Source organism: Candidatus Rokuibacteriota bacterium, assembly GCA_030647435.1.
Classification (GTDB): Bacteria; Methylomirabilota; Methylomirabilia; order Rokubacteriales; family CSP1-6; genus AR37.
The window spans coordinates 1-24,844 of record JAUSJX010000068.1; the positions used below are offsets into that span (position 1 = coordinate 1).

Here is a 24,844-nt window from a genome sequence, read left to right on the forward strand (position 1 = left end):
CGCTGACGCCGGGCGCGCTGGCGGTCGGCGGCTCGGGCGGCCCCGCGGCCGGCCGAGCGCCCGGCCGCGGGGCCGGGGCGACCTGCGCCCACGATCGGCCGCCGGGACCGAGCACGCAACCACCCGCCACGATGCCGCCCGCGGCGATGCTGCCCGCGGCGATGCTGGACGTCAGGCCAAGAAAGCGCCGCCGGTCCATGTCAGCCCGCCTCTTCGGTCGCTTCGATTGGGGCCGCTTCGATTGGGGCCGCTTGGGTTGGGCCGCCCAGTGCCCCCAGAATGCGCCGCACGTCGAGCAGCGTCACCACGCCGCCCTCGCGCTCGAGGCGGCCGGCGCTGAAGTCCTGGTCGCGGACCTCGTCACCGTTCCCGGCCGGCGCCAGTCCCTCGAGCGGCTCGAGCCCCTCCACCTCGTCGATCAGGAGCGCCGCCTGGTCGCCGTCACACTCCACGACGAGCGCCCGGGTCTCTCGGGCCGCGCGCGCCGCCTCAAGCCCCAGGAAGGGACGGATGTCCACGAGCGGCATCACGGAGCCCCGGAGGTTGACGACGCCGAGCAGGTGCGACGGCGCGAGCGGGACCATCGTGTGCTCGTCGAAGACGACGACCTCTCGCGCGTATCGTACTTCGACGGCGAAGCGGCTGCCCGCCAGCTTGACCAGGCACGCCCGCGTCTGCCGGGCTTCCGGGCGCGATTCGGCGGGCAGCGTGGTCATCGTCGGGAAGCCGCGTGCGCGCTCACTTGACGAACTGCCGGACGACGGTGACGAGCTGCTCGGCGGTGAAGGGCTTGCCCAGGTACTCGTCGGCCCCCTGCCGCTTGCCCCAGACGCGGTCGCTCTCCTGGTTCTTCGAGCTGACAAGAACGACGGGCGTGCGCTTCGTGCGCTCGTCGCGCTTCAGGCTGCGGAGGATCTCGTAGCCGTTGCGGTTGGGCATGACGATGTCGAGCAGAAGCACGTCCGGTTGCTCCTGAACCATCCGCTCCTCGAGCTGGTCGCCGTCCGGGAAGCAGACGACCTCGAGTCCGGCGGATTTGAGGATGCCTTCCATCAGCTTGAGCTCCGAATAGGCGTCGTCCACCACCATGACCTTGGCCATCGAGTCGAGCGCCCTCCTTCAGGGGTCTCCGGCACCGCCCATGATGGGCTCGGGAAGGGTGCCGGCCACGCTCATTATGCGCCGCAACCTACCGTAACCTTGAGTCTTTCAGAATGGCGTCTGGACGCCGGGGGTGTCAAGGGAAACCCGCCTGCCCACCTTGCGATGTCGTGGGGGGTATGTTAGCGTGGCTCTGCGTTTTTATGGATCTGCCAGCCGCCGTCCTTGAGCCCAGCCGAGCCCTCGCCTTCCGCTTGGTGGTCGCTCTGGGCATCCTCTTCGTTGGGTGGTTGACGGCTAAGTTCTCGAAAGGATTGGTATTCCGCTTCTTGCTGACGGTTCGCTTCGACATCGCTTCCGAGAAGGCCGGTATCGACGACGTCCTGGTCCGGGCGGACATCAGGCAGAGCCCGGCCGAGCTGCTTGCCGTGCTCGTCTACTGGCTGGTGCTGCTCGCCACCCTGGTCGCCGCCGTGAGCGCTCTCGGCCTGACCCAGGTTTCGGAGGTCCTGACGCGGTGCCTGGTCTATGTCCCGAAGGTCATCGCCGCGGTGGTGGTGCTCATCCTCGGGCTCTTCCTCGCGAGCTTCCTGGCCGGGGTCATCCGCGCGGCCGCGGCGAATGCCGGGATGGCCGAGAGCGACGCGCTGGCCGCGCTCGTCCGCTACGCCGTCGTGGCTTTCACCGCCGCCGTGACGCTCGAGGAGCTCGGCATCGCGCCGGAACTGGTCCGCTCGGCCTTCGTCATCCTCTTCGGCGCCGTGGCACTGGCACTGGCGCTGGCCTTCGGGCTCGGGTGCAAGGACCTGGCACGGGAGTGGATGGTTCGATACCTCGACAGCGCGCGGGCACGCAGGAAGTCCCACTAAAGGAGACGCGTATCGTATGGCCGAGACGACACTGCATCTGACGGAGGCGAGCTTCGACGCCGAGATCGGCAAGCACAAGGAAGTCCTCATGGTGGACTTCTGGGCGGAGTGGTGCCAGCCCTGCCGCGCCATCGCGCCGGCGCTCGAGGAGCTGGCCGAGGAGTCCAAGGGCTCGGTGAGCCTCGCGAAGGTCAACGTGGACGACAACCCGCAGCTCGCCGCGCGCTACGGCGTCCGCTCCATCCCGACCATCCTCTTCATGAAAGACGGCAAGGTCATGGACCAGGTCATCGGCGCGGTGCCCAAGTCCCAGATGAAGAAGAAGCTGGACGCCCTCGCGTAGCCCTGCCGCCATGACTACGGTGGGGCACGTGCTGCCCCCGCTCTCTCCGTCGCGCGAGGAGTTCCGCCGGCTGGCCGCCGGCGGCAACCTCGTGCCGGTCTATGCCGAGGTGGCGGCCGACCTCGACACGCCGCTGTCGGCCTTCCTGCGCCTGCGGCCCGGACCGTATGCCTTCCTGCTGGAGTCGGTCGAGGGCGGCGAGAAGTGGGCGCGCTATTCCTTCCTGGGCTCGGAGCCCTCCATGGTCTTCACCGCGAAGGGGCGTCGGCTCACGGTGCGCCACGCCGACGGCCGCGTGGAGACGCTCCAGGCGCGGAACCCCTTCGAGGCGCTGCGGGCGCTCCTCGCGCGCTTCAAGCCCGTCGCCGTGCCCGGGCTGCCGCGCTTCCAGGGCGGCGCCGTGGGCTTCTTCTCCTACGACATGGTCCGCCACGTCGAGAAGCTGCCCCGCCGGGCCAAGGACGACCTCAAGCTGCCGGATGCCGTGTTCATGTTCACGGACAGCTTGCTGGTGTTCGACAACCTCCGCCACCGCCTGCTGGTCATCGGCAACGCGCATATCACGAGCCAGGATCCGGCCTCGCTCGACCGCGCCTATGATCAGGCGGTCGACAGGATCAAGGCGCTCCTGGCCAAGCTCGCGCGCCCCGCGCGGCCGCCGGCACCGCTGACCTTCCCGGCCGTCGACCCGCTCGTCGCCATGGGCGAGGAGGGTTTCACCTCGACCATGGACGAGGCGACATACATGGAGCGCGTGCGCCAGGCCAAGGAGTACATTGCCTCGGGCGACGCGTACCAGATCGTGGTCTCGCGGCGGCTGGACACGGAGCTCCAGGCGGATCCCTTCACCGTCTACCGGGCGCTGCGCACCATCAACCCGTCGCCGTACCTCTTCTTCCTCCGGCTGGGCAAGACGAGCATCGTCGGCTCCTCGCCCGAGGTGCTCGTGCGCCTCGAAGACGACCGCGTCGAGGAACGGCCCATCGCGGGCACGCACCCGCGGGGCCGGACGGAGGCGGAGGACGACAAGCTCGCGGCCGAGATGCAGTCCGACCCCAAGGAGCGCGCCGAGCACGTGATGCTCGTGGACCTCGGCCGCAACGACCTCGGGCGGGTGTCCAGGATCGGCTCGGTCGAGGTGACGGAGTTCATGGTGGTCGAGCGCTACTCGCACGTCATGCACCTCGTCAGCCACGTCCGCGGCCGGCTCGACCCGGGGCGCGACGCCTTCCACGTGCTCGAGGCCTGCTTCCCGGCGGGGACGCTGACGGGGGCGCCAAAGATCCGAGCCATGGAGATCATCGAAGAGCTCGAGCCCACCCGCCGGGGACCGTACGGCGGCGCCGTCGGGTACGTCTCGTACTCGGGCAACCTCGACTCCTGCATCACCATCCGCACCGTGGTCTGCCACGGCGGCCGCGCCTCGATCCAGGTGGGCGCGGGCATCGTGGCCGACTCGGACCCCAAGACGGAGTGGCTCGAGACATGCTCCAAGTCGCGCGGCATGCTGCTGGCGCTCCGCGTCTCCCAAGAAACCGGCGGGCCAAGAAAAGGCAAAACACGGTGATCACACGAAGGCTGGTGGGGGGGGCCGGGGCGCAGGGCGAGCCGAGGAACTTCGGCGGGCTGGGCCCCGCCAGTTCCGAGGCAAGCGAAAACCAAGGAGCGGCAGATGGCGCTCCCCCCCGGAACCGGTGATGATCCTGGTCTTGGACAACTACGACTCGTTCACCTACAACCTGGTCCAGTACCTGGGCGAGCTGGGCGCCACGATGCGCGTGGCGCGCAACGACAAGATCACGGTCGAGGAGATCGAGCGCCTGGAGCCCGAAGGCATCGTGATCTCGCCGGGTCCCGGCAACCCGGACGGCGCCGGCATTTCGCTCGCGCTCATCCGCCGCTTCCACGAGACCACCCCAATCCTGGGCGTCTGCCTCGGGCACCAGGCCATCGGCCAGGCCTTCGGCGGGACGGTCAGCCGGGCCCGCAAGCAGATGCACGGCAAAACCTCGCGCATCCATCACGATAGCCGCGGCGTCTTCGCGGCGCTGCCGCAGGACTTCGAGGCGACGCGCTATCACTCCCTCGTCGTGCTGGACCAGGGCTTCCCGGCGGACCTGGAGATCTCGGCGCGCGCGGAGGACGGTGAGATCATGGGTCTGCGCCACCACCGCTTCCCCGTCGAGGGCGTCCAGTTCCACCCCGAGTCCATCCTGACCGGGCAGGGCAAGGCGCTCCTGCGGAACTTCCTCGGGCTCACGCGCTCTGCGGCGGTCGCGTGATGGGCGCGGCGGACCCTCCAAGTCGTTCGTCCTCCCCCGGCGAGCTCGAGCTAATCAGGCTCATCCGGCGGACCGTCGAGCGTAGTCCGGCCGAGCGCGTGGAGACCGGCATCGGCGACGACACGGCGGTGCTGCTGCCCCAGCCGGGCGCGCGCCTCCTCGCGACCACGGATCTCCTCGTCGAGGACGTCCACTTTCGCCGCGCCTGGGCTTCACCCTTCGACATCGGCTGGAAGGCGATGGCCGTCAACCTCTCGGATATCGCAGGCAAGGGCGGCCGCCCGCTCTGGGCGCTCGTCGGGCTGGCGCTTCCCGCCCCCGCCGACCCCGCGGAGGTCGAGGCGCTGTACGAGGGCATGAGACGGGCCGCGGCGCCCCACGGCGTCGCGATCGTCGGCGGCGACACCTCCACGTCGCCCCGCGGCTGGTTCGTGAACGTCACCCTGCTGGGCGAGCACGAAGGCCGCCCGCGGCTGCGCTCGGGCGCGACGCCCGGCGACGCCGTGGCGGTGACGGGCACGCTGGGACGGTCGGCCGCGGGGCTGGCTGCGCTCGAAGCGGGACGCGCTCGGCTCGACGCCGTGCGGCCGGCAACGCTCGAGGCCGTCACCGCGGCGCACCTCCGTCCAACCGCGCGGGTGGCCGAGGGGCGGTGGCTCGGCGCCGCCGCGGCCGTGCACGCGATGATGGACTGCTCTGACGGCCTGGCCACCGACCTCGCCCACATCTGCCGCGAGAGCGGCGTCGGCGCTCGCGTGGCGCTGGACCGACTGCCGGTGGATCCCGCCGCGCGCGAAGTCGCGGGCGCCCTCGGCGCCGAGGCGCTCTCGTGGGCGACCTCGGGCGGCGAAGACTTCGAGCTCCTCCTGACCTGCGACCCGGCGTCCGTGGACGCGCTCCGCGACGGCCTCGGCCGGGCCATGGGCACGGCCCTGACCGTGGTCGGCGAGATCGAGGCCCTCGGGGCGGGAGTGACCTTCCTCGACGCCGCAGGGGAGCCGGTGGCCGTGGCGCCGGGCTACGAGCACTTCAGTGGATAGCCTGAGCGTCCTCGAGGTCGCGGGCCTCGGCGCGCTCGTGCTCGTCTCCGCCCTCCTCACGGGCGCCGAGTCGGCCTACTTCTCGCTCGGGCGGGCCCGCCTCAAGCGGCTGGCCGAGCAGCAGGGTCCCGATCAGGCTCCGCTCCAGCCCCTCCTCTCCCGGCCTCACGAGCTCCTCGTGACCCTGCTCGTCGGCATCACGCTCGCGAACATCGGGTCCTCGGCGCTCGCGGCCGTGGTGGCCGCCAAGCTCTTCGGCCCCGCGGGGCTGGCCGTCGCCATCGGTTCCATGACCGTCCTCCTCCTCGTCTTCGGTGAAGTCCTGCCGATGACGCTGGCCGTCGAGCACCCCGAGCGCTACTCGGCCTGGGTGAGCCGGCCCGTGGCCTGGCTCTCGGCCCTCCTGTGGCCCGTGCGCGCCATGCTGAGCGCGCTCACGGCCGTGACGCTGCGCCTGGTCGGCTCCGAGAGGAAGCGGGGCGAGCCGGAGATCTCCGAGGAGGAGCTGCGCACGTTGGTCGACGTGGGCGCCCGCGAGGGCGTCGTGGACAGGACCGAGCGCGAGATGATCCACAAGGTCTTCGAGCTCGAGGACACGCTGGTGCGCGAGGTCATGGTCCCGCGCCCGGACATGTTCTGCCTCGACCTCGCCACGCCGCCCGCCGACATCCTCCCTCTCCTCCGCGAGCAGCTCCACTCGCGGGTGCCCGTCTTCGAAGAGACCGTTGACCAGATCATCGGCGTGCTCTACACCAAGGAGCTTCTGCCGCACCTGAAGGGGCTTCCGGCGGACTTCGACCTGCGCGCGCACCTCCACCCGCCCTACTTCGTGCCCGAATCCAAGCGGGCGGACGCGCTCCTGCGCGAGTTCCAGGCCAAGAAGCTCCACCTGGCCGTCGTGGTGGACGAGTACGGCGGCACGGCAGGCCTCGTCACGCTCGAGGACCTGCTCGAGGAGCTGGTCGGGGAGATACGCGACGAGTTCGACGAAGAGGAGCGCCTGATCCAGAAGGTGGACGCGGCAAGCTACCGTGTCTCGGGCAAGCTGCCCATCGACGAGTTCAACGCTGCGACGGGGCTGCACCTGCCCAAGGAGTCGTTCGACACGGTGGGCGGCTGGGTCCTCGACCTCTTCGGACGCGTCCCGTACCGCGGCGAGAAGACGCAAACGGACGACGTGACGGTGACCGTGGAGAAGGTCGAGCGCACGCGCGTGGTCGAGGTGCTGGTCGCCATCCGGCGCGGGGCGGGCAGGAGCCAGGCGGCATGACGTACGTCTGGGGCATCGCCGCGGCGGTCCTGGTCACGGCCGTGCTCTCGGCCGCCGAGATGGCGTTCATCGCCGCCAACCGCGTGCGCATCCGCCACCTGGCCGAGGGCGGCAACACCACGGCGACCCGCTACCTCGAGGCCTTCCACCACCCCGAGCGCATGCTCTCGGCGGCCATGATGGGCGTCACCGTCGCCCACATCGCGGCGTCCTCCATGACGACCTGGGTGCTGCTGCCCGTGGTGGGCGGGTGGTCAGCGGCGCTGGCCACGGCGGTCCTGGTCCCGCTCATGCTGGTCTTCGGCGAGATCATCCCCAAGGCGGTGGCCAGCGAGTGGGCGACAGCCTTGATCCTCCGGCTCTATCGCGTGCTGGAGCTGGTGGCCGCAATTCTCTCCCCCCTGACCTGGGGCGCGCGGGCCCTCGTGGCCGGGGCGCTCGGCGCCCTGGGGCTGCGCACGAGCGACACGCGCCAGTTCGTCTCGCGGGAGGAACTCAAGCTTCTGCTCCAGCTCGAGCCCGAGGAGGCCGGCGTCACGTCCTCCGAGGCGGAGATGATCGACAAGATCTTCGATCTTGGCGACACGGCCGTGCGCGAGATCATGGTGCCGCTGGTGGACGTCGTGGCCCTGCCGGAGACGGCCCGGCCTGAGGACGCCGTCCGGCTCATCCAGGAGCGCGGCTTCTCCCGCATTCCCGTGTTCACCGACCGCGTGATCAACATCGTGGGCGCCGTCGCCGCCATGGACCTCCTGAGCCGCGGCGCAGAGGCGTCCGACCTCAAGACCCTGATGCGCCCCGCGACGTACGTGCCGGAGACCAAGCGCATCGACGAGCTCCTGACGGAGATGCAGAAGGCGCGCGTGCAGCTGGCCGTGGTGATCGACGAGTACGGCGGCGCCGTCGGCATCGTCACGGTGGAGGACATCGTCGAGCAGGTCGTCGGCGAGATCCACGACGAGCACGATCGCACCGGGGCGACGGTGGAGCGGCTGCCGGACGGCAGCTACCGCGTCGCCGGGCGCGAGCGGGTCGAGGACCTCAACGACGCGCTGGACTGGGACCTGCCCACGGGCGATTTCGAGACAGTCGCCGGGCTCGTGCTGGCCACGATGCACCGGATCCCGCTGGTCGGCGAGGAGTTCCAGGTCGGCCGCCACACCTTCACCGTCCTCGAAGCCGACCCGCGCCGCATCCTCACCGTGCGCATCACCCCGCCCGCAGGCTCGGCGGGCTGACCCTACAAACCTCTAACCGCAGGAGGGAAGAGCGCCATGCCGGGAAAGATGGTTCAGTTCCCAAGTAATGGTCATACGACGGACGGATATCTCGCGACGCCGGCCTCAGGCAAAGGTCCAGGAGTCCTCGTGGTCCAGGAGTGGTGGGGGCTGGTTCCGCACATCAAGGCCGTGTGCGATCGCTTCGCCGCGGCGGGCTTCTCGGCCCTGGCGCCCGACATGTACCACGGCAAGACGGCCAGCGAGCCCGACGGCGCGGGCAAGCTCTTCATGGCGCTTAACATCGAGCACGCCGAGAAGGACCTGCGCGGGGCGGCCACGTATCTCGCGGGCCATTCCTCCACGGCCAAGCTCGGCGCGGTCGGCTTCTGCATGGGCGGCCAGCTCGCGCTCTTCGCCGGCTGCACGAATGCGTCCATCGGCGCGGTGGTCGACTTCTACGGCATCCACCCCAACGTCAAGCCCGACTACGCGAAGCTCTCGGGCCCGGTGCTCGGGCTCTTCGCCGAGAAAGACGGCTTCGTCAATCCCGACGTCGCGCGGGGGGTCGAGGCGGCCATCAAGAAGGCCGGCAAGCCCGTCGAGATCCACATTTACCCAGGCGTGGACCACGCCTTCTTCAACGACGAGCGCCCGGACGCCTACAACAAGGCCGCGGCCGACGACGCCTGGAAGCGGACCGCGGACCACTTCAAGAAGCACCTGAAGTAGCCGCGGAAGAAAAAGAAAGCGGGGGGTCTCACGGCCCCCCGCTTGAGTCCAGCTCGTTCGCCGCGAAAGCTAGCCGGCCGCGGCGGCGGCTTTCTTCTTCTTGCCCTTGGCGGCCGGCGCGGCGGCGGCGCCCTTGTCGCCCTTCCCGGCCTTCTCGGCCTTGGGTGTCTTCCCCGACTTGGCGTCCGTCTTGGCCTTCTCCTTGGGCGCCTCGGGCCGGTCCACCAGCTCGAGGACGACCATGAGCGCGCGATCACCCGGCCGCGTACCGGCCCTGATGATCCGCGTGTAGCCGCCGTGGCGGTCGCCGAAGCGCGCGGCGATGGTGTCGAACAGCTTCTTTACCACCTCGGTATCCGGTACCATGCTCAGGATCTGCCGGCGCGCGTGGAGGTTGTCGCGCTTGGCCAGCGTCACCATCTGGTCCGCGAGGCCGCGCACCGCCTTGGCCTTGGCTTCCGTGGTCATGATGCGCTCGTGGCGGAAGAGCGCCACGAGGAGATTCCTGAAGAGCGCCCAGCGGTGCGCGGTGACGCGCCCGAGCTTGAACCCGGCCTTGCCGTGCCTCATTTCACCCCTCCGCGCCCCAGGGTCCCGAGCAGGTTCGGGTCGATCCGCATCCCGAGCGAGAGGCCCAGCGCGGCCAGGGCGGTCTTGATCTCCTCGATGGACTTGTCGCCGAGGTTCTTGACCTGCTCCAAATCAGCGTCGGTCTTCTGGACGAGATCCGCGACCACGAGGATCTCGGCGTTCTTGAGCGCGTTGATCGCGCGCGCCGGCAGCGGCAGGTCATCGAGAGGCTTGGCCAGGCTGTCCTGCAGCGAGCCCTCGCCGGCGCCCTCGACTTCCTCCTCCTCTTCCTCGCCGCCTTCGGGCGCCAGCAGAGCGAACTGGTCGCGCATGTGGGTGGCCGCCCGCGTCAGCGCCTCGTCGGGCGACACGGCGCCGTTCGTCCACACCTCGACGACCAGCCGGTCGTAGTCGGTGATCTTGCCGAGCCGCGCGTTCTCGACGTTGTAGGACACGCGCTGGATGGGCGAGAAGGCCGAGTCGAGCGCGATGGCGCCCGGGGGCACGGTTCCGGCCGCGTGCCGGTCTGCGGCAACGTAGCCGCGGCCCACTCCGATCCCGAGGTCGATCGCGAGCGTCGCGCCGGCCTCGAGGGTGGCGATATGGAGCTCGGGGTTCAGCACCTCGACCCCCGTCGCCTCGGAGACGTCCGCGCCCGTGACGGCCTTGGGCCCCTTGGCTTCGAGCCGCGTCTCCATGGACTCGCCCGAGGGAACGTTGACCGCGAGCTTCTTGAGGTTCAGGAGCACGTCCTGCGTGCTCTCCGCCACGCCGGGCAGGGGCGTCTCGACATTCTTGACGCCCTTGACGCGCGCCCACGCCACGGCCGCCCCCGGGATGATGCTGAGCAGGGTGCGGCGCAGCGAGTTGCCGACCGTCAGGGCATAGCCCTTCTCGAACGGCTCGGCCACGAGGCGGCCGTATCGGTCTGACAGAATCTGCCACTCGATCGTCTTCGGCTTCTGGAACGGAATCCGTGCCATACGTTCCCTTCTTCCGCTTGCGGCGGCCTTACTTCGAGAACAGCTCGACGATCATTTGCTCCTGCACCGGGATCTGGATGTCCTCCCGGATCGGCAGGCCGCGCACGGTGCCTTTCTTCTCGTTGGGATCGACTTCGAGCCACGCCGGAATCTGCTGGCGCCCCGCGCCCAGGTTGTCGGCGACCCGCTCCTGCATCTTGGAGGTCGGGCGCAGCTGGACGACCTCTCCGACCTTGACGATGTACGAGGGGATGGAGACCTTCCGGCCGTTGATCTGGATGTGGCCGTGGCCGACTATCTGCCGCGCCTCGCGCCGCGAGGCGGCCATGCCCAAGCGGAACACGACGTTGTCCAGCCGCCGCTCGAGCAGCTTGAGCAGGTTCTCGCCCGTGCCCCCGCGCTCGCGCTCGGCCATCGCGAAGTAGCGGCGGAACTGGCTCTCGAGGACGCCGTAGATGCGCTTGGCCTTCTGCTTCTCGCGCAGCTGGATGCCGTAGTTCGTGAGCTTGACCCGGGAGAGCCCGTGCTGGCCCGGCGGGTAGTTCCTCCGCTCGATGGCACACTTCTCCCCGAAGCAACGGGACCCCTTCAAGAACAGCTTGATGCCTTCACGCCGGCATTGCCGGCAGGCTGCCGCACGATATCGCGCCAACGCTCTCTCCTCCCCTACACCCGACGCCGCTTGGGCGGACGGCACCCATTGTGCGGAATCGGCGTCACGTCACGGATCGCGGAGATCTCGAGGCCCACGGCCTGGAGCGAGCGGATGGCCGCCTCCCGACCTGCCCCCGGACCCCGCACGAACACCTCCACCTGCTTCAGTCCCAGGTCCATCGCCTTGCGCGCGGCGTTCTCCGCCGCGGTCTGCGCGGCGAAGGGTGTGCTCTTGCGCGAGCCCTTGAACCCGACGCTGCCGGCGCTCGCCCATGAGACCACGTTGCCCATCTTGTCCGTCAGGGTGACGATCGTGTTGTTGAACGTCGCCTGGACGTGGGCGATGCCCACGCGGACTTCCTTGCGCTCCCGCTTGCGCCCGCCCTTGCGGGGCGCAGCCGGAGCCTTCGACTCTTCCTTCTCCGCCGCCTTCTCTGGCGCTTCGTCAGCCATGCGTGGGGCTCCTTACTTCTTCGGTGGCGCGGCGGCGGGTGCGGGGGCGGCCGCGGCCACGGACTTCTTCTTGACCATGACGCCCTTGCTCTTGCCCTTGCGGGTGCGGGCGTTGGTGTGGGTCCGCTGCCCGCGCACGGGCAGGCCCTTGCGATGGCGGATGCCGCGGTAGCAGCCGATGTCCATGAGGCGCTTGACGCTCATCGACACTTCGCGCCGCAGGTCGCCTTCGACCTTGTACTCGCGCTCGATGATATCGCGCACCCGCGCCGTCTCCTCGTCGCTCCAGGCCTTGACCCGCTTGCCGGGGTCGACCCTCGCGTCGGCGAAGATCTTCTTGGCGGACGGGATACCGATCCCGTAGATGTACTGGATCGCGATCTCGCCGCGCTTGTCCCGCGGCAGGTCCACTCCGGAGATACGTGCCATATGGTCAGTGCTCCTTTCGAGTCATTTCACCGCTCACCTCAGGCCGCCCGTGTGCCTTCGGCACTCGACCGTCCCTCAGCTCGCACTGCATTTCGAACCATTTCACCGCTCACCTCAGGCCGCCCGTGTGCCTTCGGCACTCGACCGTCCCTCAGCTCGCACTACCATTACCCTTGGCGCTGCTTGTGGCGCGGGTTCTTGCAGATGATGCGCACGACACCCTCGCGCCGCACAATCTTGCAGTGCTCGCACCGCACCTTGACGGACGGTCTGACCTTCATAGTGGGTCCTTTCGAACCGTTTCACCGCTCACGATCAACTCAGCCCTCGGCTCGCGCCCTCGGCGTTCACCTCGCACTGCCACCCGCCCGTGTGCCTTCGGCACTCGGCCGGTCCTCAGCTCGCACTGCATTACTTAAACCGGTACGTGATCCGGCCGCGGGTCAGGTCGTAAGGCGACAGCTCCACCTTGACCTTGTCCCCGGGCAGGATCCGGATGAAGTTCATGCGCATCTTGCCTGACACGTGCGCGAGCACCTTGTGGCCGTTCTCGAGCTCGACGCGGAACATGGCGTTCGGCAGCGGCTCCACCACGGTGCCCTCGACCTCGATCGCGTCTTCCTTCGGCATGCCCTAGGCCGCCGTCCGCGTGAGGACTTCCGGGCCGTTCGCCGTGATCGCGATCGTGTCCTCGAAATGGGCCGCGAGGCTGCCGTCCACCGTCACCGCGGTCCAGCCGTCCTCGAGCACCCGCACTTCCCACGACCCCATCGTCACCATGGGCTCGATGGCGAGCACCATGCCGGCCTTGAGCACCGGGCCCCGCCCGGCTTCGCCGAAGTTCGGCACCTGCGGCTCTTCGTGGAGGGCCCGGCCTATCCCGTGCCCGACGAACGCCCTCACGACGCCGAAGCCGTGGCTCTCGCAGTGCGCCTGCACGGCGTGGGAGATGTCGCCGATGCGGTTGCCCGCCCGGCACTGCACGATGGCCTTGTCGAGGCTCTCGCGCGTGACATCGAGGAGCTCCTGGACTCTCTCGGGTACCGGCCCGACCGGCAGGGTGATGGCGCAGTCGCCGTAGTAGCCCTCGACGATGCAGCCGAGGTCGAGCCCGATGATGTCGCCGTCCTTGAGCTTTCGCTTGGCCGAGGGGATGCCGTGGACGACCTCGTCGTTGATCGAGGCGCACACCGTCGCCGGGTACCCGCGATAGCCCTTGAAGGCCGGCGCGGCGCCCTTGCCGACGATGAAGGCCTCGATGTCCTCGTCGATGTCCTTGGTCGAGGCGCCGGGCCGGACGAGGGCCTTGAGCCGCGCCTTGACCTCGGCCAGGATGCGGCCGGCCGCGCGCATGTGCTCGAGCTCCCGGGAGGACTTCAGCAGGATCACCGCGTCACCGCCTGTTCCACGGCCGTGCGGATGGCTTCGGCGACCCGGTCAACCGGCCCCTCGCCCGCCACCTCGGCCAAGAGCTTGCGGCCGCGGTAGTAGTCGAGCAGGGGCGCCGTCTGCGTCTGGTACACGTCGAGCCGCGTCGCCACCGTGGCTTCGCTGTCGTCCGTGCGCTGGTAGAGCTCGCCGCCGCAGGCATCGCACTTCCCGGCGACCTTCGGAGGCGCCGACACCAAGTGGAAGGAGCGGCCGCACGAGCGGCAGATCCGGCGGCCCGTGAGGCGGCGGAGCAGCTCTCCCCGCGACACGTCGAAGAACACGACCCGATCCAGCGCGATGCCCGTCCGCGAGAACAGCGCGTCGAGGGCCTCGGCCTGGGCGACCGTGCGCGGGAATCCGTCGAGCACGCAGCCGGCCTTGGCGTCCGGCTGGCCGAGCCGCAGGCCGACCAGCCCGATCACGACGGGGTCCGGCACGAGGCCGCCCGAGTCCATGTGGCGCTTGGCCTCCAGCCCGAGCGGAGTCTTGGCCGCGACGGCCTCGCGCAGCATGTCGCCCGTGGCGATGTGCGGCACGCCCCACTCGCGCGCGAGGTCCTGCGCCTGGGTGCCCTTGCCGGCGCCGGGCGGTCCGAGGAAGATGACCCGGACGCTCACGCCTGCGCCCTCGCTTTCTTTCGAAGGAAGCCTTCGTAGTTCCGCATCAGCAGGTGCGACTCCATCTGCCGCACGGTATCGAGCGCCACGCCGACCACGATCAGCAAGCTCGTGCCCCCGAAGTAGAAGGGCACGTTGAACCAGCGGATCAGGAAGTCGGGCAGCACGGAGATGAGGGCAAGGAAGATGGCCCCGGGCAGGGTGATGCGCGTCAGCACCCGGTCGATGAACTCGGCCGTCTTCTTGCCGGGGCGCACGCCCGGGATGAAGCCGCCGTACTTCTTCATGTTGTCGGCCAGGTCGATCGGGTTGAAGACAATGGCCGTGTAGAAGTACGTGAAGAAAATGATGAGCGCGCAGTACAGGGCCGTGTACGTCACCTGCCCCGGGGAGAGCGCCTCGGAGAACGCCTGCATCCACGGATGCTGGATGAAGCGCGTCAGCGTCGCCGGGAACAGGATCAGCGACGAGGCGAAGATGACCGGGATGACACCTGCCGTGTTGATGCGCAGGGGGATATGCGTGGTCTGGCCCATGGCCATCCGCCGTCCGACCATGCGCTTGGCGTACTGGACCGGGATCTTGCGCTGCCCCTCCTGCATCACGATCACCGCCGCGGTCACCAGCACCATCATGACCACGAGACCGATGAACACGAAGAGCTTGAGCTCGCCCGTCGTGATGAGCGTGTAGGACGAGACCACCGCCGAGGGCAGCCGCACGACGATGCCCGCGAAGATGATGAGCGAGATGCCGTTGCCGATGCCCTTCTCGGAGATCTGCTCGCCCAGCCACATGATGAGGGCGGTGCCGGTGGTCAGCGTCAGCATGGTCATCAGCCGGAAGCCCCAGCCCGGGTCCGGCACCAGCACGAGCCCGCCCTGCGGCTGCATGCTCTCGAGCCCCACGGCGATGCCGAAGGACTGGATCATGGACAGCCCGATGGTGCCGTAGCGGGTGTACTGGGTGATCTTCTTCTTGCCCGCCTCGCCTTCCTTGGCCAGCCGCTCGAGCGTCGGGATCACGACGGTCAGGAGCTGGAGGATGATGGACGCCGAGATGTACGGCATGATGCCCAGCGCGAAGACCGTGAGCCGGCGCAGGTTGCCGCCGGAGAAGAGATCGACCATGCCGAGCAGGCCGCTCTGCATCTGGTTGAAGAGCGCGGCCAGCGCGGCGGCGTCGATGCCCGGCGTCGGCACGTGCGCGCCCAGGCGATAGGCCGCCAGGAGCCCCAGCGTCACCAAGACCCGGCGCTTGAGCTCCGGGATCTTGGAGATGTTCTGGAAGCTCTTGAGCCCCTCCATCATCAGTTAGAAGCCTCCCGCTCGGTGTTAGATGCCTCCCGCTCGGTGTTAGATGCCTCCTGCTTGGTGTTAGATGCCTCCTGCTTGGTGTTAGATGCCTCCCGCTTGGTGTTAGATGCCTCCCGCTTGGTGTTAGATGCCTTCCGCTTGGTGTTAGATGCCTTCCGCTTGGTGCCGGGCACCTCCGGCCTGGCGGGCAGGACCTCGACCCGGCCGCCCGCTGCCTCGAGCTTCTGCTTCGCCGACTCGCTGACCCGGTGCGCCTTGACCGTGAGCGCATGCGCGACCGCGCCGTCGCCCAGCACCTTCACCGCTTTGCGGCCCGACTTCTTGATGAGGCCGGCCTCGACGAGCCCGTCCGGGTCCACGACGCTGTCGGCCGCGAAGCGCGCGGAGAGGTCCTTGACGTTGACCACCGCGAACTCGGTCTTGCCGCCGTAGGGCAGGAAGCCGCGCTTCGGAAGGCGCCGGAAGAGCGGCATCTGGCCGCCCTCGAAGCCGGGGCGCACGCCGCCGCCCGAGCGGGCCTTCTGCCCCTTGTGGCCCTTACCGGAGGTCTTGCCGCTGCCCGAGGACGGACCGCGGCCACGCCGCTTCCGCTTCTTCGTCGAACCCTTCGCCGGCCGGAGATCTTCGAGTCTCATTGCGTCTTCCTGGAGGCGCTCGTCTCGCCTTCGGCTGCACCTCGCCCTGCGACCTTGACGGCGAACGGCACGGCGTCGATCATGCCGCGGATGGTCGGGGTGTCGTCGTGCTCCACCGTCTGGCGGATGTGCCTGAGCCCGAGCGCCCTGACGGTCGCCTCCTGCTTCGGCGAAAGCCCGATCAGGCTCTTGACCAGGGTGACCTTAAGCTTCTTTGCCACCGGATGCCTCCTGGCCATCGCCGTCCGTGGACCTGCGACGGGCGTTGTGCGTGTCCAGGAGCTGCTTGAGGCGGCGGAACGCGTCGATGGTCGCCTTGAGCACGTTGTGCGGGTTGTTGGTGCCCAGGGTCTTGGTCAGGATGTCCTGGACGCCGGCCGCCTCCAGCACGGGCCGGACCGCCCCTCCCGCGATGACACCCGTGCCGTGCGAGGCCGGGCGCAGGAACACCCGCGCCGCGCCAAAGTGGCCGGTGATCGCGAACGGAATCGTGGTGTCCTTGAGCGGCACGAGGATCAGGTCTTTCTTGGCGTGCTCGACCGACTTCCGGATCGCCTCGGGTACCTCGCGGGCCTTGCCCAGCCCCACGCCCACGTGCCCCCGCCCGTCGCCCACGACGACCAGCGCCGTGAAAGAGAACCGCCGGCCGCCCTTGACCACCTTGGCGACCCGGTTGATGGCGACCACCCGGTCCGTCAGGTCCAGCGCGCTTGCATCGATCTTCGCCTCAGCCACTCAGCGTCTCCTGTCTAGAATGAAAGGCCGGCGGCGCGGGCCGCCTCGGCCAGGGCCTTGACCCGCCCGTGGTACTGGTAGCCGCCGCGGTCGAAGACGACCTGGCCGATGCCGCCTGCCTTGGCCTTCTTCGCCACGAGCTCGCCGACGATCTTCGCCGCCGCCACGTTGCCGCCGCTCTTGGCCTTGCCGCGAAAATCGGTCGAGCGGCTGTCCACCGACACGAGCGTGCGGCCGGCCGCGTCGTCCACCACCTGGGCGTAGATGTGGTTGAGGCTGCGGAAGATGGCCAGCCTCGGCCGCTCCGCCGTGCCCTGCACCTTCGTGCGCACCCGCAGGTGCCTGATCTTGCGTCCCTCGACCTTGAGTTCAGTCCGCATTACTTGGCCCCCGCCTTCTTGCCGACCTTGCGGCGGATGTGCTCATCGGAGTACTTGATGCCCTTGCCCTTGTACGGGTCGGGCTTCCGCAGCTCCCGGATCTTGGCCGCCGTCTGCCCGACCAGGGCCTTGTCCGCGCCCTTGATCGTGATGGACACCTGCTTGTCCACCTCGGCCTGGATGCCCTCCGGCAGCGGGAAGATCACCGGGTGCGAATAGCCAAGCGCCAGCTGCAGGCTCTTGCCCTGCACCTGCGCGCGGTACCCGATGCCGACGATCTCGAGCTTGCGCTCGAAGCCGTCCTTGACGCCGTGGACCATGTTGGCGATGAGCGAGCGCATCAGGCCGTGCAGCGCCCGCACCGTCCGGTGCTCCGAGCTGCGGCCGACTGTCAGCACGTTCTGCTCCACCGTGACGGACAGGCTGCCGGGCACCGTCTGGCTGAGCTTGCCCTTGGGCCCCTCCGCCTTGACGGTCTGGCCCTCGATGGCGACCTTGACCCCCTGCGGAACCGGGATGGGCTTCTTGCCGATTCGTGACATGGCGTGCGCTCCTGTTGCTACCACACGTACGCGAGGACTTCGCCGCCGAGCTGCTGCTTGCGCACGGCGCGGTCCGTCATGACACCGCGCGACGTGGACAGAATGGCGACACCCATCCCGCCCAGGATGCTCGGAATCTTGTCCTTGGCCACATAGACGCGGCGGCCGGGCTTCGACACCCGCACCAGGCCGGAGATGATCTTCTCGTTCCCCGGGCCGTACTTGAGGTAGACGCGCAGCGTCCCCTGCTTCTTGTCCTCGATGAGGCGGAAGTTCTTGATGAAGCCCTCGTCCTTGAGGATCTCGGTGATCCGCACCTTGAGCTTGGAGGACGGGATGTCCACCTTCTCGTGCTCGGCGCGGCTCGCGTTGCGGATGCGCGTCAGGAGGTCTGCGATCGGGTCGCTCATCGACATGGTCGTCCGCCCCCTACCAACTCGCCTTGATCACGCCCGGTACCTCGCCCTTGAGGGCGAGCTCCCGGAAGCAGAGCCGGCAGAGCTGGAACTTCCTGAGAAAACCGCGCGGCCGGCCGCACAGCTTGCAGCGGCTGTAGACGCGCGTCTTGAACTTGGACGCCTTCTGCAGCCGCTCCGCCTTCATGATGAGCGAGGTCTTCGCCATACGTTAGGACTCCCTGAAGGGGACGCCGAGGTGCGCGAGCAGCGCCTTGGCCTCCTCGTCGGTCCGGGCCGAGGTGACCATGATCACGTCCATGCCGCGCACCTTGTCCACCTTGTCGTACTCGATCTCGGGAAAGATCACCTGCTCCTTGAGACCGAGGGCGTAGTTGCCGCGCCCATCGAACGCCTTCGGCGGCACGCCTTTGAAATCCCGCACCCGGGGCAGGGCCACGTTGACCAGCCTGTCGAGGAACTCGTACATCCGCGCCCCGCGCAGCGTCACCTTGCACCCGATGGGCGAGTTCTCGCGGAGCTTGAAGTTCGCGATGGACTTCTTGGCCCGCGTCACGACGGGCTTCTGGCCCGTGATCATCTGGAGATCAGCCACGGCGAAGTCCATCACCTTCGGGTTCTCCTTGCCCTCGCCCACGCCCATGTTGATGACGATCTTCTCGAGGCGCGGCACCTGGAAGGGGTTGGTGTAGCCCCGCTCCTTCATCAGCGCGGGAATCACCGCCGTCCTGAACCGGTCGCGCAGACGCGGGGGCACGTCCCCGGTGACGCGGGCGCGGGCCGCCGGCGTCGCGGGAGCGGCCGGCGCCGGGCCCTTGGCCGGCCTGGGTTGCTTGGCGCCCTGGGGGGACTTGCCGTCCTGCGGCGCCTTCGGCTTCTCTTTCTTGTCCGCATCAGCCATGGGTTACGCCTTGTCGATGAATTCGCCCGACTTGCGGGCGACCCGGGCCTTCTTGCCGTCGGTGAGCGACCGCACGCCGACCCGGGTGGGCTTGTCCGTCTGCGGATCCACCAACATCACGTTCGACAGGTGGATCGGCCCCTCGCGCTCGATGATGCCGCCCTGCCGCAGCTTCTGCGTCGGGCGCTGGTGCTTCTTGATCATGTTGACGTGCTCGATCAGCACGCGCCCCTTCCCCGTGATCACGCGGAGCACCTTCCCGCGCTTGCCGCGTTCCTTGCCAGCCACCACCACCACCGTATCGCCCTTCCGCACGCGCGCCATCGCCATGACGGTCCTCAGATGACCTCAGGGGCCAGCGAGATGATCTTTGTGAACTGCCGGTCTCGCAGCTCGCGGGCAACCGGCCCGAAAATGCGCGTGCCCACCGGGTTGTCGTCCACCTTGATCAGCACGACCGCGTTGCGGTCGAAACGGATGTACGAGCCATCCTTGCGCCCGACTTCTTTGACTGTGCGCACAACGACGGCGCGCGCGACCTCGCCCTTCTTCACCGTGCCGTCCGGCACGGCCTCCTTGACGGCCACGATCACGATGTCGCCCAGAGAGGCGGTGCGCTTGTTGGAGCCGCCCAGCACGCGGATGCACTGGGCCTTCTTGGCGCCCGAGTTGTCCGCGACGTCGAGCATGGTTCGAGGCTGGATCATGGCCGGTGCCCCCGCCTCACGCGCCCACGCGTGTCAAAACCTGGCGGATGCGCCATCGCTTGTCCCTCGACAGCGGTCGCGTCTCCTCGATCAGCACCCGGTCTCCGACCTTGCTGGCGTTGGTCTCGTCGTGGGCCTTCAGCCGCTTCGACCGCGTGATGACTCGCTCGTAGCGGGGGTGGCGGAAGACACGCTCAATCATCACCACACGTGTCTTGGTCATTTTGTCGCTCACCACCACGCCTTCTCTCGTCTTGGTCTCAGCCACGCCCTTTATCTCCTGTTAACTCGCGCTCTTCAGCTGGCGCTCGCGGAGGATGGTCTTCGCCCGCGCGAGATCCCGCCTGGCCTGCTGCACCCGCGAAGGGTTCTTCGCCACGCCCATGGAAAGCTGGAACCGGAGATTAAACAACTCCTCGGTCAGCTCCTTGACTTTCTGCTCCAGGTCTTCGCCGCTCATCTCCCGCCAGCTCGCCGCTTTCATGCTGTTGTCGCTTTCATGTGCGCTGTTAGAATGCCCGCGTACGGGACACGAACTTGGTCTTGATGCCGATCTTCTGCGCCGCCAGGCGGAAACCCTCGCGCGCTGTTGGCTCGTCCACGCCTTCCATCTCGTACATGATGCGTCCCGGCTTCACCACGGCGACCCAGAACTCCGGGTTGCCCTTGCCCTTGCCCATCCGCGTCTCGGCCGGCTTCTTCGTCACCGGCTTGTCCGGAAAGATGCGGATGAAGATCTTGCCTCCCCGCTTGACGCTGCGGGCGAGGGAGACACGCGCGGCCTCGATCTGACGGTTGGTCACCCAGCCCGGCTCGAGGGCCTTGAGCCCGAAGTCGCCGAAGGCGAGCGTGGAGCCGCGCTGCGCCTTGCCCTTCATGCGGCCGCGCTGGGCCTTGCGGTACTTGACGCGCTTGGGCATCAGCATGGCTGCTTACGCCTCCGCCGCCTGACGCTGCGCGGGCAACACCTCGCCCTTGAAGATCCAGACCTTCACGCCGATCGCCCCGTACGTCGTGTGGGCCTCGGCGAGGCCGTAGTCGATGTCGGCCCGGATCGTGTGCAGCGGCACCCGCCCGTCGCGATACCACTCGCGCCGCGCGATCTCGGCGCCGCCCAGGCGCCCCGAGCAGGCGATCCTGATGCCGTCCGCGCCCAGCCGGAGCGCCGACGTCACCGCCTTCTTCATCGCCCGGCGGAATGCGACGCGCTTCTGCAGCTGCAGCGCCACGTTCTCGGCCACCAGCTGCGCGTCCAGCTCCGGGTGGACCACCTCTTCGATGTTGAGGTAGACCTCCTTGGCGGTGCGCGACTGGATCTCGTTCTTGAGCTTCTCCACCTCCGCGCCCTTGCGGCCGATGATGATGCCGGGCCGCGCGGTAAAGATGGAGATGCGGGCACGGTTGGCCGAGCGCTCGATGTCGATCCGCGAGATCCCCGCGTGGTAGAGCGAGGACTTGATGAACCGGCGGATCTTGACGTCCTCGTGCAGGAGCTCCGCGTACCCCTTGGTGGCGAACCACCGGGAGCTCCACGTGCGCGTGGCACCCAGCCTGAACCCGATCGGATGCGTCTTCTGCCCCATGGCTACCTCTGGGCGGCCCGCGGGGGGCGCGCCGTCTCGTCGGAAAGCTCGATCGTGAGATGGCTGGTGCGGTGCTTGATGAAGAAGGCCCGCCCCATCGCCCGCGGCGAGACGCGCTTCATCGAGGGACCGCCGTCGGCCGTGGCCTTGACGACCCGAAGGTCGTCGAGGTCCCGCACCTGGTGGTTGTGCTCCGCGTTGGCGATGGCCGAGCGCAGCACCTTCTCAATGAGCCGGGCGGCCGCCTTGGGAGTGAACTGCAGCAGCGCCAGGGCCTCGCCCGCCGACTTGCCCCGGATGTGATCGAGGACCAGCCTGGCCTTGGAGGCCGGGACGCGGATGTAGCGCGCGGTGGCTCGGGTCTTCATGGCGTGCTCAGGATTTCCCCGTCGGCGACACGGTGGCCTTCTCGGCCTGCCCGTGCGCCTTGAAAGTGCGCGTCAGGGCGAACTCGCCCAGCCGGTGGCCCACCATGTTCTCGGTGACGTAGACCGGGATGAACTTCCGGCCGTTGTGCACGGCGAGCGTGTGGCCCACGAACTCCGGGATGATGGTGGAGCGCCGCGACCAGGTCTTCAGGACTTTCTTCTGGCGCTGGCGGTTGAGCTCCTCCACCCGCTTCTCCAGCCTCTCCTCGATGTACGGTCCCTTCCTGGTAGAGCGTCCCATAGGTCTCGGCTCCTACTTCGTCCGGCGCGTCACGATGTAGCGGTCCGACGGGCGCGCGCCGCGCCGCGTCTTGTACCCCTTGGTCGGCTTGCCCCATGGGGTCATCGGGTGATTGCCCTTGCCCTTGCCTTCGCCGCCGCCCATGGGATGGTCGACGGGGTTCATCACGGTTCCGCGGACGGTGGGCCTGAAACCCTTCCAGCGCGTGCGCCCGGCCTTGCCGACGGACACGTTCTCGTGGTCCAGGTTACCGACTTGTCCCACCGTCGCCATGCACTCGAGCTTGACCTGACGCACCTCGCCAGAGGGCAGCTTGAGGTTGGCGTGGTCGCCCTCCTTGGCCAGGAGCTGGGCGAGCGTGCCGGCGCTCCTGCAGAGCTGGCCGCCCTTGCCGGGCTGGAGCTCGACGTTATGCACGAAGGTGCCGAGCGGGATGTTCCTGATCGGCAGGGCGTTGCCTGGCAGGATGTCGGCCTGGGGACCCGACATGATGACGTCGCCGGGCTTGAGCCCGAGCGGGGCGATGATGTAACGCTTCTCGCCGTCCTTGTAGTGCAGGAGCGCGATGCGCGCCGAGCGGCCCGGGTCGTACTCGATCCCCTTGACCACCGCGGGGATGCCGACCTTGTCGCGCCGGAAATCGACGTCTCGCAGCATGCGCTTGTGCCCGCCGCCCCGGTGGCGGACGGTGATGCGCCCGTAGACGTTCCGCCCGCTCGTCCGCTTCTTCGGCGACAGGAGGCTCTTCTCCGGCGTCTTCTTCGTGATCTCCTCGTTGGTGAGGAGTGTCATGTAGCGCCGGGCCGGCGAGGTGGGCTTGAGTGTCCGGATTCCCATGGTCCTAGGCTCCCTCGACCAGGTCGATCTTGTGGCCGGGCGCGAGCGTCACGACCGCCTTCTTCCAGGCCGGGCGTCGACCCTCGAACTTGCCCATGCGCTTCCACTTGCCCTCGTGAGAGGCCGTGCGCACGGTCGCGACCTTGACGTTGAAAACCTTCTCGACGGCTTGGCGGATCTCGACCTTGTTGGCGTCGACCGACACCTGGAAGGTGATCGCGTTGAGCTCTTCCTTCCGCTGCATGCTCTTCTCGGTCATCAGCGGCTTGACCAGCACGTTCCGGGGATCGCGGTTCATGCCAACGCCTCCTGGAGCGACAACAGCGCCGCCTTCTCGAAGACGACGCGGTCGTTGCGCAGAACCTGGTAGACGGAGGCATGGGTCGGCGTCTCGACCGACAGCCACGGCAGGTTCCGCGCCGCGCGGTCGAGGCTTTCCGTGCGCTCCGAGACCACGAGGAGCGTGGGTCCCTCGGGCAGCCCCAGGCCCTTGAGCCGGCTCGTCAGTACCTTCGTCTTGGCCTCCGTCAGGCCGAGCTGGTCAACCACGGACACCTCGCCCGAGGCGATCTTGGCCGCCAGCGCCTCTCGCAAAGCCGCGCGCCGCATCTCGGTCGGCATCTTCTTGTCGTACTTCCGGGGTGTGGGGCCGAAGGGCTTGCCGCCGCCCTTCCACTGAGTGGCGCGGATCGAGCCCTGGCGGGCCCGGCCCGTGCCCTTCTGCTTCCAGGGCTTCCTGCCGCCGCCCGAGACCTCGCTGCGCCCCTTGGTGTCGTGAGTGCCCGCGCGCCGCGCCGCCAGCTCCTTCACAACCGCCTGGTGCAGCAGCGGGACGCGGACCGGGCCCGCGAACACGTCGGCGGACAGCTCGAGCTGCTGCTGCGCCTTGCCCTTCGCGTCGAGCACTGGAACGGTCGGCATGCTACTTGGCCTCTTTGGCTTTCTGCTGCTGCGCCTTGGTCTGCTTCACGCTCTTGCGCACGACCAGGAGCGTCCCGGTGTGTCCCGGCACCGCGCCCCGCAGAAGGATCAGGTTCTGCTCGGGGATGACGCGCACGACCGGCAGGTTGAGCACGGTGCGGCGGTCGCCGCCCATGCGTCCCGGCAGCTTGTGGCCAGGCCAGACGCGAGAAGGATCGGACGACGCCCCGATGGAGCCCGGCGCCCGGTGAAACATCGAGCCGTGGCTCTGGTCGCCGCCGGACCAGCCGTGGCGCTTCACGCCGCCCTGGAAGCCCTTACCCTTGGTCACGCCCACCACGTCCACGAACTCCCCGGGCACGAACAGCTCGACCGTCAGCGTCTGGCCCGGCTGGTAGGCGGCGACGGCCTCGCTCTTCTGCAGCCGCATCTCGCGCAGCACCTTCATCGGCGTTTCCACGCCGGCCTTCTTGTAGTGGCCCGCCATGGCCTTGGTGACGTTCTTCTTCGCGGGCTCGAAGCCGATCTGGAGCGCGTCGTAGCCGTGGGTCGCCTTCGTGCGCACCCCCACCACCGTGCAGGGCCCGGCCTCGACCACGGTGACCGGGATCATGCTCCCGTCGTCGCCGAAGACCTGGGTCATGCCCCTCTTCCGGCCGATCAGCCCTTCCTTCATCGCCATGGCTGCGTTCTCGTCTCCATGAGTGCTCGTCTCGCCTCGCGGCTGCACCTCGTCATGCTGCAGCTCTAGAGCTTGATTTCCACGTCGACGCCGCTGGGCAGGTCCAGCTTCATGAGGGCGTCGACCGTTTGCGGCGTCGGGTCCAGGATGTCGAGCAGGCGCTTGTGGGTCCGCATCTCGAACTGCTCCCTGGATGTCTTGTCCACGTGGGGCGAGCGCAGCACCGTCCAGCGATTGATCATGGTCGGCAGCAGCACGGGGCCGGTGACGCGGGCGCCCGTGCGGCGCACGGTCTCCACGATCTCCTTCATCGAGCGGTCCAGGAGATTGTGGTCGTACGCCTTGAGCCGGATGCGGATCTTCTGGTCGGCGCTGACGGTGACCATGCCCTACTCCGCGATCTCCGCGACGACGCCGGCGCCCACGGTGCGCCCGCCCTCGCGGATCGCGAACCGCAGCTCCTTCTCCATCGCCACCGGCTGGATCAGCTCGATCGTCATCGTCACGTTGTCCCCCGGCATCACCATCT

42 protein-coding genes and 1 pseudogene are annotated in these 24,844 nt (G+C 68.5%); 8 read left to right on the forward strand and 35 right to left on the reverse strand.

What is annotated here, in order from left to right; all coding sequences use genetic code 11:
* The 3 genes from Q7W02_12430 to Q7W02_12440 form a co-directional block, all read right to left on the reverse strand.
* A partial coding sequence (locus tag Q7W02_12430) for a hypothetical protein (GenBank protein ID MDO8476974.1) occupies positions 1-199 on the reverse strand: 199 nt, incomplete at its 3' end.
* A 1-nt stretch (position 200) separates the two neighbouring features.
* Positions 201-716, reverse strand: coding sequence for a chemotaxis protein CheW (locus Q7W02_12435; protein MDO8476975.1), 516 nt, complete (start codon positions 714-716; stop codon positions 201-203).
* Positions 717-738: 22 nt separating this feature from the next.
* Positions 739-1,101: a response regulator gene (locus Q7W02_12440; protein MDO8476976.1), complete on the reverse strand. Its 363-nt coding sequence runs from the start codon at positions 1,099-1,101 to the stop codon at positions 739-741.
* A 203-nt stretch (positions 1,102-1,304) separates the two neighbouring features.
* On the opposite strand from Q7W02_12440, the gene Q7W02_12445 reads away from it, so the two are divergent.
* The 8 genes from Q7W02_12445 to Q7W02_12480 all read left to right on the forward strand — a co-directional run bounded on the left by Q7W02_12445 (position 1,305) and on the right by Q7W02_12480 (position 8,854).
* Complete coding sequence (locus Q7W02_12445; GenBank protein MDO8476977.1) at positions 1,305-1,970, forward strand: hypothetical protein; 666 nt, start codon at positions 1,305-1,307, stop codon at positions 1,968-1,970.
* A 16-nt stretch (positions 1,971-1,986) separates the two neighbouring features.
* Complete coding sequence (trxA, locus tag Q7W02_12450) at positions 1,987-2,313, forward strand: thioredoxin (GenBank protein ID MDO8476978.1); 327 nt, start codon at positions 1,987-1,989, stop codon at positions 2,311-2,313.
* A gap of 10 nt (positions 2,314-2,323) precedes the next feature.
* Positions 2,324-3,880, forward strand: coding sequence for an anthranilate synthase component I (gene trpE, locus Q7W02_12455; protein ID MDO8476979.1), 1,557 nt, complete (start codon positions 2,324-2,326; stop codon positions 3,878-3,880).
* Between the two features lie 130 nt (positions 3,881-4,010).
* The gene (locus Q7W02_12460; GenBank protein MDO8476980.1) at positions 4,011-4,595 is read left to right on the forward strand and encodes an aminodeoxychorismate/anthranilate synthase component II; all 585 of its coding nucleotides are present in this window, start codon (positions 4,011-4,013) and stop codon (positions 4,593-4,595) included.
* Positions 4,595-5,635, forward strand: coding sequence for a thiamine-phosphate kinase (thiL, locus tag Q7W02_12465; protein ID MDO8476981.1), 1,041 nt, complete (start codon positions 4,595-4,597; stop codon positions 5,633-5,635). The genes Q7W02_12460 and thiL overlap by 1 nt, the downstream gene beginning before the upstream one ends.
* On the forward strand, positions 5,628-6,905 hold the full coding sequence (locus tag Q7W02_12470) for a hemolysin family protein (GenBank protein MDO8476982.1): 1,278 nt from the start codon (positions 5,628-5,630) through the stop codon (positions 6,903-6,905). Before thiL ends, Q7W02_12470 begins: the two co-directional genes overlap by 8 nt.
* Positions 6,902-8,143, forward strand: coding sequence for a hemolysin family protein (locus Q7W02_12475; protein MDO8476983.1), 1,242 nt, complete (start codon positions 6,902-6,904; stop codon positions 8,141-8,143). The genes Q7W02_12470 and Q7W02_12475 overlap by 4 nt, the downstream gene beginning before the upstream one ends.
* A gap of 48 nt (positions 8,144-8,191) precedes the next feature.
* Positions 8,192-8,854 (forward strand): dienelactone hydrolase family protein, encoded by a 663-nt coding sequence (locus Q7W02_12480; protein MDO8476984.1) that lies wholly within the window; start codon positions 8,192-8,194, stop codon positions 8,852-8,854.
* 69 nt (positions 8,855-8,923) lie between these two features.
* Here the strand turns inward: Q7W02_12480 and rplQ are convergent, their stop codons facing one another.
* The 32 genes and pseudogenes from rplQ to Q7W02_12640 form a co-directional block, all read right to left on the reverse strand.
* Positions 8,924-9,424 carry a 50S ribosomal protein L17 gene (gene rplQ, locus Q7W02_12485; protein ID MDO8476985.1) on the reverse strand — a complete coding sequence of 167 codons (501 nt, stop codon included), beginning with the start codon at positions 9,422-9,424 and terminating at the stop codon, positions 8,924-8,926.
* Complete coding sequence (locus tag Q7W02_12490) at positions 9,421-10,407, reverse strand: DNA-directed RNA polymerase subunit alpha (GenBank protein MDO8476986.1); 987 nt, start codon at positions 10,405-10,407, stop codon at positions 9,421-9,423. Before Q7W02_12490 ends, rplQ begins: the two co-directional genes overlap by 4 nt.
* 28 nt (positions 10,408-10,435) lie before the next feature.
* Positions 10,436-11,059, reverse strand: a complete 624-nt coding sequence (rpsD, locus tag Q7W02_12495; GenBank protein ID MDO8476987.1) for a 30S ribosomal protein S4 — start codon at positions 11,057-11,059, stop codon at positions 10,436-10,438.
* A gap of 14 nt (positions 11,060-11,073) precedes the next feature.
* The gene (gene rpsK / locus Q7W02_12500; protein ID MDO8476988.1) at positions 11,074-11,514 is read right to left on the reverse strand and encodes a 30S ribosomal protein S11; all 441 of its coding nucleotides are present in this window, start codon (positions 11,512-11,514) and stop codon (positions 11,074-11,076) included.
* A gap of 12 nt (positions 11,515-11,526) precedes the next feature.
* A complete protein-coding gene (gene rpsM / locus Q7W02_12505; protein ID MDO8476989.1) occupies positions 11,527-11,943 on the reverse strand; it encodes a 30S ribosomal protein S13 in 417 nt (138 codons plus the stop codon).
* A gap of 167 nt (positions 11,944-12,110) precedes the next feature.
* Positions 12,111-12,224: a 50S ribosomal protein L36 gene (gene rpmJ / locus Q7W02_12510; GenBank protein MDO8476990.1), complete on the reverse strand. Its 114-nt coding sequence runs from the start codon at positions 12,222-12,224 to the stop codon at positions 12,111-12,113.
* Positions 12,225-12,354: 130 nt separating this feature from the next.
* Complete coding sequence (gene infA / locus Q7W02_12515) at positions 12,355-12,573, reverse strand: translation initiation factor IF-1 (protein ID MDO8476991.1); 219 nt, start codon at positions 12,571-12,573, stop codon at positions 12,355-12,357.
* Between the two features lie 3 nt (positions 12,574-12,576).
* A complete protein-coding gene (gene map, locus Q7W02_12520; GenBank protein MDO8476992.1) occupies positions 12,577-13,332 on the reverse strand; it encodes a type I methionyl aminopeptidase in 756 nt (251 codons plus the stop codon).
* On the reverse strand, positions 13,329-13,991 hold the full coding sequence (locus Q7W02_12525; protein ID MDO8476993.1) for an adenylate kinase: 663 nt from the start codon (positions 13,989-13,991) through the stop codon (positions 13,329-13,331). Before Q7W02_12525 ends, map begins: the two co-directional genes overlap by 4 nt.
* On the reverse strand, positions 13,988-15,301 hold the full coding sequence (secY, locus tag Q7W02_12530) for a preprotein translocase subunit SecY (GenBank protein ID MDO8476994.1): 1,314 nt from the start codon (positions 15,299-15,301) through the stop codon (positions 13,988-13,990). The genes Q7W02_12525 and secY overlap by 4 nt, the downstream gene beginning before the upstream one ends.
* A gap of 194 nt (positions 15,302-15,495) precedes the next feature.
* Positions 15,496-15,942, reverse strand: a pseudogene (gene rplO / locus Q7W02_12535) (50S ribosomal protein L15).
* Complete coding sequence (gene rpmD / locus Q7W02_12540; GenBank protein ID MDO8476995.1) at positions 15,939-16,163, reverse strand: 50S ribosomal protein L30; 225 nt, start codon at positions 16,161-16,163, stop codon at positions 15,939-15,941. The pseudogene rplO and the gene rpmD overlap by 4 nt, the downstream one beginning before the upstream one ends.
* Positions 16,147-16,677, reverse strand: a complete 531-nt coding sequence (rpsE, locus tag Q7W02_12545) for a 30S ribosomal protein S5 (protein MDO8476996.1) — start codon at positions 16,675-16,677, stop codon at positions 16,147-16,149. Before rpsE ends, rpmD begins: the two co-directional genes overlap by 17 nt.
* 14 nt (positions 16,678-16,691) lie before the next feature.
* Positions 16,692-17,057, reverse strand: coding sequence for a 50S ribosomal protein L18 (gene rplR, locus Q7W02_12550; GenBank protein ID MDO8476997.1), 366 nt, complete (start codon positions 17,055-17,057; stop codon positions 16,692-16,694).
* The gene (gene rplF, locus Q7W02_12555; GenBank protein ID MDO8476998.1) at positions 17,057-17,599 is read right to left on the reverse strand and encodes a 50S ribosomal protein L6; all 543 of its coding nucleotides are present in this window, start codon (positions 17,597-17,599) and stop codon (positions 17,057-17,059) included. The genes rplR and rplF overlap by 1 nt, the downstream gene beginning before the upstream one ends.
* Positions 17,600-17,616: 17 nt before the next feature.
* The gene (rpsH, locus tag Q7W02_12560; GenBank protein ID MDO8476999.1) at positions 17,617-18,015 is read right to left on the reverse strand and encodes a 30S ribosomal protein S8; all 399 of its coding nucleotides are present in this window, start codon (positions 18,013-18,015) and stop codon (positions 17,617-17,619) included.
* Positions 18,016-18,028: 13 nt separating this feature from the next.
* Positions 18,029-18,223, reverse strand: a complete 195-nt coding sequence (locus Q7W02_12565; protein MDO8477000.1) for a type Z 30S ribosomal protein S14 — start codon at positions 18,221-18,223, stop codon at positions 18,029-18,031.
* Between the two features lie 3 nt (positions 18,224-18,226).
* Positions 18,227-18,772, reverse strand: a complete 546-nt coding sequence (rplE, locus tag Q7W02_12570) for a 50S ribosomal protein L5 (protein MDO8477001.1) — start codon at positions 18,770-18,772, stop codon at positions 18,227-18,229.
* Positions 18,773-18,919: 147 nt separating this feature from the next.
* Positions 18,920-19,246, reverse strand: a complete 327-nt coding sequence (gene rplX, locus Q7W02_12575) for a 50S ribosomal protein L24 (GenBank protein MDO8477002.1) — start codon at positions 19,244-19,246, stop codon at positions 18,920-18,922.
* 8 nt (positions 19,247-19,254) lie between these two features.
* Positions 19,255-19,623, reverse strand: coding sequence for a 50S ribosomal protein L14 (gene rplN, locus Q7W02_12580; GenBank protein ID MDO8477003.1), 369 nt, complete (start codon positions 19,621-19,623; stop codon positions 19,255-19,257).
* A gap of 16 nt (positions 19,624-19,639) precedes the next feature.
* Positions 19,640-19,891, reverse strand: coding sequence for a 30S ribosomal protein S17 (rpsQ, locus tag Q7W02_12585; GenBank protein MDO8477004.1), 252 nt, complete (start codon positions 19,889-19,891; stop codon positions 19,640-19,642).
* Positions 19,892-19,906: 15 nt separating this feature from the next.
* Entirely contained in the window at positions 19,907-20,107 is a 201-nt protein-coding gene (gene rpmC / locus Q7W02_12590) for a 50S ribosomal protein L29 (GenBank protein MDO8477005.1), read from the reverse strand.
* Positions 20,108-20,132: 25 nt separating this feature from the next.
* Entirely contained in the window at positions 20,133-20,549 is a 417-nt protein-coding gene (gene rplP, locus Q7W02_12595; GenBank protein MDO8477006.1) for a 50S ribosomal protein L16, read from the reverse strand.
* 6 nt (positions 20,550-20,555) lie between these two features.
* Positions 20,556-21,206, reverse strand: coding sequence for a 30S ribosomal protein S3 (gene rpsC, locus Q7W02_12600; GenBank protein ID MDO8477007.1), 651 nt, complete (start codon positions 21,204-21,206; stop codon positions 20,556-20,558).
* Between the two features lie 2 nt (positions 21,207-21,208).
* Complete coding sequence (gene rplV, locus Q7W02_12605; GenBank protein ID MDO8477008.1) at positions 21,209-21,574, reverse strand: 50S ribosomal protein L22; 366 nt, start codon at positions 21,572-21,574, stop codon at positions 21,209-21,211.
* A gap of 7 nt (positions 21,575-21,581) precedes the next feature.
* Entirely contained in the window at positions 21,582-21,875 is a 294-nt protein-coding gene (rpsS, locus tag Q7W02_12610; protein ID MDO8477009.1) for a 30S ribosomal protein S19, read from the reverse strand.
* 12 nt (positions 21,876-21,887) lie between these two features.
* The gene (gene rplB / locus Q7W02_12615; GenBank protein MDO8477010.1) at positions 21,888-22,712 is read right to left on the reverse strand and encodes a 50S ribosomal protein L2; all 825 of its coding nucleotides are present in this window, start codon (positions 22,710-22,712) and stop codon (positions 21,888-21,890) included.
* Between the two features lie 4 nt (positions 22,713-22,716).
* Entirely contained in the window at positions 22,717-23,010 is a 294-nt protein-coding gene (rplW, locus tag Q7W02_12620) for a 50S ribosomal protein L23 (GenBank protein ID MDO8477011.1), read from the reverse strand.
* Positions 23,007-23,633, reverse strand: a complete 627-nt coding sequence (rplD, locus tag Q7W02_12625) for a 50S ribosomal protein L4 (GenBank protein MDO8477012.1) — start codon at positions 23,631-23,633, stop codon at positions 23,007-23,009. Before rplD ends, rplW begins: the two co-directional genes overlap by 4 nt.
* A 1-nt stretch (position 23,634) precedes the next feature.
* Positions 23,635-24,309 carry a 50S ribosomal protein L3 gene (gene rplC / locus Q7W02_12630; protein ID MDO8477013.1) on the reverse strand — a complete coding sequence of 225 codons (675 nt, stop codon included), beginning with the start codon at positions 24,307-24,309 and terminating at the stop codon, positions 23,635-23,637.
* 71 nt (positions 24,310-24,380) lie between these two features.
* Positions 24,381-24,701 carry a 30S ribosomal protein S10 gene (gene rpsJ / locus Q7W02_12635; GenBank protein MDO8477014.1) on the reverse strand — a complete coding sequence of 107 codons (321 nt, stop codon included), beginning with the start codon at positions 24,699-24,701 and terminating at the stop codon, positions 24,381-24,383.
* 3 nt (positions 24,702-24,704) lie between these two features.
* Positions 24,705-24,844, reverse strand: a 140-nt coding sequence (locus Q7W02_12640) for an elongation factor Tu (GenBank protein MDO8477015.1), incomplete at its 5' end; no start/stop codon positions are given.